This is a genomic window from Oceanicella actignis (assembly GCF_008124525.1).
GTDB lineage: Bacteria > Pseudomonadota > Alphaproteobacteria > Rhodobacterales > Rhodobacteraceae > Oceanicella > Oceanicella actignis.
Genome location: NZ_VNHJ01000023.1, coordinates 1 through 4,810 on the forward strand (window position 1 = coordinate 1; position 4,810 = coordinate 4,810).

Genomic DNA, 4,810 nt, shown 5'->3' on the forward strand with positions numbered 1-4,810 from the left:
CTCGAACCGGGCCTCAGAAGTTTTTTCCAAGCATCTCCTTGAGCGTCGCCACATCGAGCATCTGCTCCGCCAGCATCTTCTTCAGCTTGGCATTCTCCGCTTCCAGCAACTTCAGCCGCCTGGCGTCAGACACCTCCATGCCGCCATACCTGGAGCGCCACTTGTAGAACGTCGCGTCGCTGATGCCGTGCTTGCGGCACAGCTCCTTCGCGCCGAGCCCGGCCTGGTGCTCCTTCAGGATGCCAATGATCTGCTCTTCGCTGAACCGGCTTCTCTTCATCGTCTGTCTCCTCAGTCGGAGAACAGGCTAACCTCAAACCGAGGACTTTTCAGGGGAGCAGGTCAAACCGCCCGGCCTACAATTCCGAGGTGCATTCGTCGCGCGACATGGGCGTGGACGAGCTGAACTACGCCTATGAGGACTACCAGCTGACCGACACGATCTTCATCGTCGGCGCCAACCCGATGGAGACGCAGACCAACCTGTTCCTCAACCACATGGTCAAGGGTCTGCAGAACGGCGCGAAGATGATCGTCGTCGATCCGCGCCGCTCGATCACCGTGGCCTCGGCCGAGCAATACGCGGGCAAGGAGAACGTCCTGCACCTGCCGATCAACGAGGGCACGGACCTTGCGCTGCTGAACGCGCTGTTCGCCTACATCGCCGATCAGGGCTGGGTGGACCGCGAGTTCATCGAGAAGTCCACCTTCCGAGACGGCGTGGCCGTGCGCCAGAACGAGGCCTATCCCGCCAGCCTCGGCAGCTTCGAGCATGCGCTCGAGCAGGTGCGCATGTCGGTCGAGGAGGCGTCGAAGATCTGCGGCGTGCCGGCGGCCGACATCGTCAAGGCCGCCGAGTGGATCGCCAGGCCGCACGAGGACGGCAGCCGCCGCAAGTGCGTCACCGCCTATGAAAAGGGCGTGATCTGGGGCAACGACAACTACCGCACCGTCGGCGCGCTGGTGAACATCGCCCTGGCCACCGGCAACATCGGGCGAGAAGGCGGCGGCGTCTGCCGTCTGGGCGGCCATCAGGAGGGGTATTTCCGCCCGTCCGACGCGCATGTGGGCCGGCCGGCCGAGTATGTCGACCAGTTCCTCATCCGCGGACTGGGCGGCGTGCATCACATCTGGGCCTGCGACCACTACAAGACCACGCTCAACGCCAGCGAGTTCAAGCGCGTTCACAAGCGCCGCTCGGACATGGTCAAGGACGCGATCGACGCCGCCGCCGGCGGCACGCGCGAGCAGCTGGTCGACGCCATCGTCGCCGCCATCAACGCGGGCGGCCTGTTCGTGGTGGACGTGGACATCATCCACAGCCAGATCGGCCAGAACGCCCATGTCATCCTGCCCGCCTGCGAATCGAACGAGATGAACCTCACTTCGATGAACGGCGAGCGGCGGCTGCGCCTGTCCGAGAAATACATGGACCCGTATGGCAACTCGCGCCCCGACTGCCTGATCGCCGCCGGCATCGCCCAGCACATGGAGCGCGTGCTGCGCGAGATGGGGCACGACGCCTATGCCGACCAGTTCAAGGGCTTCGACTGGAAGACCGAGGAAGACGCCTTCATGGACGGCTACCACTCGGCCAACCCCGAGGTGACCTACGAGCGCCTGCGCGCCATGGGCGCCAACGGCGTGCAGGAGCCCGTCGTGGGCTATGAGAACGGCCAGCTGGTGGGCGCCAAGCGCCTCTACGCCGATGGCCGCTTCACCCGCCATGGGCGCGAGGACGGCAAGGCGCTGTTCTGCGCGGGCGCCTGGCGCGGCTGGCAGGCCCCCGGCAAGGCGCGCGAAAAGGCGAGCCATCGCTTCTGGATCAACAACGTGCGCGCCAACATCTTCTGGCAGAACCAGTTCCTGGATCAGGACAACGAGTTCATCCAGGATCGCTACCCGCACCCGTTCGTCGAGATGCATCCCGACGACATGGTCGAGCTGGGCATCAACCCCGGCGACCTGATCGAGATCGTCAACGAGAACGGCGTGACGCAGGGCATGGCCTATCCGATGCCCACGCTCAAGCGCAACACGGTGGCGATGGTGTTCGGCTCGCCCGCGGGCAGCCAGGGCAACGTCGTCAACCCCGGCGTGAACGAGCTGGTCCTGCCGGACTACAAGCACACCTGGGGCGACATCCGCAAGATCTCGGACGCCACGCCCGAGACGCGCGCGATCTCGTTCAAATCGCACGAAGCGGTCCTGTAAGACCGCCGGAAAGAACGGTAATGGCGCGCGGCGCCCGCCATGACCCCTTCGCCTTCGCGCCGCGCCGGACGAAGCGCCCCGGCAGCAATGCCCGACGCCCCGCGCGGCCCGGGCCGACGCGCGGCCCCGCCCCTGCCCCGCCAAACGATCCGCAACCGCGGCCCGACGCGCGACGCCCCCTCGTGACTTGCGGCGCCCGAGGCCGGCGCATTCGCCCCGCGCCGCAGGGCCTTGCGCGCCGACGGCATCGGGCCGGCCATGGCCCGAGAGCGCGCGCCGCCGCAAGGCGGCGAAGGCGATCGCGCGACGCGCCCGCACCCGCGCCGCCCAGTCAACGCCCGGTCAACGCCCAGTCAACGCCCAGTCAACGCCGCTCAACGCCAGTCGCCGCCCAGTCGCCGTCCAGTCGCCGCCCGGCAGCCCCCGGGCGCCGCCGGCGTCGGCCGACGCCGCGCGCCCGCGGCCGGGTCCGCCGCGCGCGGCTCGGGCCCGCGCGGGCGCGCCGCCCGGCTCACGCCTCGGCGGGCGCCTCGCGGCACTGCGCGTCGAGCCAGTCGCGAAAGGCCCGGGTCGCCTCGGACGGCGCCACCGATCGGGGCATGATGACGTGATAGGCGAAGCTCGTCTCGAAGCTGCGCCCGAAGGGATTGACCAGCGCGCCGCTGCGGATCTCGGGCGCGACCAGCCAGGCGGCAAACAGCGACACGCCAAGCCCGTTGATGGTTGAGCTGAGCTGGAAGTGGCGATCCTCGAGCATCATCTGGGGCTGGTCGGGCGACAGCCGCAACCCCCGACCGGCGAACCACTCGTCCCACATCCGGGTGTCGTCGACATGAAGCAGCGTGCACGCCGCCAGATCCTCGGGGCGCGAGATCGGGTGACGGGCAAGGTAGTCGGGACTGCACACCACCGCCAACCGCTCGGGCCACAGGCGGCGGACGTGAAAGCCCTTCCAGGCGCCGCGCCCCCACTGGAAGCCGATGTCGGCGAAGCTTTCGGGCGCAACCATGCGCGCGAAGCTGTTGTTGTGGTTCTGGATCGACAGGTTGAGATCGGGCCTGGCCTCGAGCAGCGCCCCGATCCGCGACGAGAACCAGCGGCTTGCGAACATCGGCAGCAGCGCCACGCGCACGGTGCGCGGGCGCTCGGTCAGCCGCTCGATGCCGGTGCGGATGATCTCGAGCCCGCGCGCGACATGCCGCGCAAGCTCGTCGCCGGCCTCGGTCGGCTCGAGCCCGCTCGGGGTGCGGCGGAACAGGGGCGCGCCGATCTCGTCTTCCAATTTCTTTATGTGGTAGCTCACCGCGCTTTGCGTGATGTTCAGAGCGCGCGCCGCGCGGGTCACGTTCCGCGCCGCATACGCCGCCTCAAACACCTGAAATGATTTCAGATTTCTGATCGTGCGGCCCATGCCGCCAGCCTCCGGCGCAGCGATCCCTGCACCGGATGTTATCGAAAAATTCGATGAGCCGTAAGAATATTTCAATTTTTCGCGCGGCCCGCCCTTGGCCAGGCTTCATTCATCGCAGGGGCGCGCGAGGGAGGATGCGATGACCGCTCCGGTGCTGGAGGTCAAGGGGCTGAGCAAGTCGTTCGGGGGCGTGAAGGCGATCCGCGATCTGTCCTTTCAGGTCCATCCGCACGACATTCTCGGGCTGATCGGGCCGAACGGCTCGGGCAAGTCGACCACGGTCAACACGCTGGCCGGCGTCCACGCCGCCAGCGCGGGCGAGATCGTGCTGGACGGCGCCCATGTCCAGACCCTGCCCGAATACGAGCGCGTCGCGCTGGGCCTGGCGCGCACGTTCCAGACCGCGCGGCTGTTTCCCGAGTTCACGGTGCGCGAGCAGATTGCGCTGGGCGGGCAGGTCACGCGGCGCTCGCACCCGCTGTCGTCGGTCTTCGCCTTCGGCCGCCGCTCGGCCGAGGACGAGGCGGTCGCGGCCCATGTCGAGGAGCTTCTCGACATGACCGGCCTGCGCCCGGTCGCCGAGACGAAGACGGGCGCCATCTCGTCGGCGCAGCAGCGCTTCCTGATGATCGCCACGGCGCTGGCCGCGCGGCCCAAGGTCGTGCTGCTCGACGAACCCGCCGCCGGACTGGTCGCGCATGAGCGCAAGGAGCTGGGCCGGCTGATCCGCGAGATCCGGGATTCGGGCGTCGCGGTGCTGGTGATCGAGCATCACATGGGCCTGATCATGGAGATATGCACCCGCATCGTGGTGCTGAACTTCGGCGCCAAGATCGCCGAGGGCGCGCCCGAGGAAATCCGCAACGACAAGGCGGTGATCGACGCCTATCTGGGCGAGGCGGCCTGAGAGCCCGACTCATAATTCGACCGGTGGTGCGTGGTATCGAGCCAAGCGTCTGACAAGAATGCGGATATGGGCGATCAGCAGCCATGCCTCGGAGCTTGCGGTCGTCGCCTCCCAATCCCTGGCGAGGCGGCGCGAGCGGCCCAGCCAGGCGAATGTTCTCTCGATGACCCATCGGCGCGGCAGCACCTCGAAACCCGATGCTGTGTCGGACCGTTTGATGATCTCGATGTCCCAGTCGCCGTGGCCCTTCATGGCGTCGCGCAGCTTCGGACCGGCAT

At 67.8% G+C, this 4,810-nt stretch carries 3 protein-coding genes and 2 pseudogenes; 2 read left to right on the forward strand and 3 right to left on the reverse strand.

Going from position 1 to position 4,810, the window contains the following annotated elements; genetic code table 11:
• Positions 1-22: 22 nt before the first annotated feature.
• Positions 23-280 (reverse strand): annotated as a pseudogene (locus LY05_RS14855) (transposase); the annotation flags it as partial.
• Positions 281-357: 77 nt separating this feature from the next.
• On the opposite strand from LY05_RS14855, the pseudogene LY05_RS14865 reads away from it, so the two are divergent.
• A pseudogene (locus tag LY05_RS14865) lies at positions 358-2,214 on the forward strand (arsenate reductase (azurin) large subunit); the annotation flags it as partial.
• A gap of 511 nt (positions 2,215-2,725) precedes the next feature.
• On the opposite strand, the gene LY05_RS14870 reads toward LY05_RS14865, so the two are convergent.
• Positions 2,726-3,625: a LysR substrate-binding domain-containing protein gene (locus tag LY05_RS14870; RefSeq protein ID WP_148923691.1), complete on the reverse strand. Its 900-nt coding sequence runs from the start codon at positions 3,623-3,625 to the stop codon at positions 2,726-2,728.
• A 139-nt stretch (positions 3,626-3,764) separates the two neighbouring features.
• Here LY05_RS14870 and LY05_RS14875 point away from each other — a divergent pair, with 139 nt between their 5' ends.
• Positions 3,765-4,532, forward strand: a complete 768-nt coding sequence (locus LY05_RS14875; RefSeq protein ID WP_148923692.1) for an ABC transporter ATP-binding protein — start codon at positions 3,765-3,767, stop codon at positions 4,530-4,532.
• 9 nt (positions 4,533-4,541) lie between these two features.
• Here the strand turns inward: LY05_RS14875 and LY05_RS14880 are convergent.
• Positions 4,542-4,810 (reverse strand): transposase (locus LY05_RS14880; protein ID WP_148923693.1); only part of this gene is annotated, 269 nt, incomplete at its 5' end.